Below are 1,141 nucleotides of genomic sequence, written 5' to 3' on the forward strand. Positions count from 1 at the left end.
TATACCACGAGTCATCGGGAAACCGGGTTTCGAGTTGACGCTGGAAAGCCAAGCGATTCAAAAGGGGCCATGATACGGTCCGGTTTCCTTGCCCAAGCAGATCGTCGCACGCTGGAGGCTTGTGTGCGTCGTCAGCGCGAGGATCACGGCATTGCGCGGCGGGCGAATGCGCTTCTTCTGCTGGATGACGGCAAATCCTGTCAGGAGATCGCAGAATTTCTATATCTGGACGACGATACGATCCGGGGCTGGTACACGGTCTACCAACGTGATGGCTGGGACGCCTTGGCGCGTGATGACTGGCAAGGTGGCCGGTCGCGCATGACCGCCGCACAGGAAGCCGAGCTCTGCGCGTGGCTGGAGGGGCGGTTTTGCCGCTCCACCGCGCCGGTCAGGGCGCATATCGCCGTCGAGTTCGATCTGCAGTACTCACATTCGGGCTGCATCAAGCTTCTGGCCCGGCTGGGGTTCGAGTATCGCAAGCCAAAGCCCCTGCCACGGGTCGCATCGGCCGAAAAACAGGCCGAGTTCATCGCGCTTTACGAGCGCCTGATGCGCGAACTGAGTGATGACGAGGCGGTGTATTTCGCCGATGCCGTGCATCCGGAATACCAGACCAAGCCCGCCTTCGGCTGGGTGAAGACCGGCTCAAACCCTGCGGTCAGGACCACGGCGGGCCGCGGACGGGTGAACATCCATGGCGCGCTCAACCTCGAGACCTTCGACGCGCCCTTTGTCGAGCCGGACACCGTCGACGGGGCCAGCGCCACACAGCTTCTCGCCAAGATCGAGGCCCGCAACCCCGACAAGCGCGTGATCCACGTCATCTGGGACAACGCGGCCTACCACAAAGGGCCGGATGTCCGGGCGTTCCTGGCGCGCCCCGAGTGTCGCATCCACCTGATCCAGCTCCCGCCCTATTGCCCGCATCTGAACCCGACAGAGCGATCATGGGCGGTCATGCACCAGCACGTGACGCATAATCGGCATTACCCCACCCGGAAACAATTCGCGGACGCCATCCTCGCGTTCTTCCGCGAGACCATCTCAGGGGAATGGAAAACATTCCGCGAACAGGTGTCAGACAATTTCCGCGTCATAACCCACCAGGATTTTCGTGTTTTGGAAGGTTAGGGGTATA

1 protein-coding gene is annotated in these 1,141 nt (G+C 61.4%); it reads left to right on the forward strand.

Annotated features, from left to right (window positions below):
- Positions 1-69 precede the first annotated feature (69 nt).
- Positions 70-1,134 carry an IS630 family transposase gene (locus ABIE57_RS20550; RefSeq protein WP_354540896.1) on the forward strand — a complete coding sequence of 355 codons (1,065 nt, stop codon included), beginning with the start codon at positions 70-72 and terminating at the stop codon, positions 1,132-1,134.
- The last annotated feature ends 7 nt before the right edge of the window (positions 1,135-1,141 follow it).

The organism is Roseovarius sp. MBR-6, from assembly GCF_040547525.1.
GTDB lineage: Bacteria > Pseudomonadota > Alphaproteobacteria > Rhodobacterales > Rhodobacteraceae > Roseovarius.

What these genes read in the sequence shown, in the direction of transcription:
- ABIE57_RS20550 (WP_354540896.1), top strand. Translation starts at nt 70, where the DNA reads ATGATACGGTCCGGTTTCCTTGCCCAAGCAGATCGTCGCACGCTGGAG.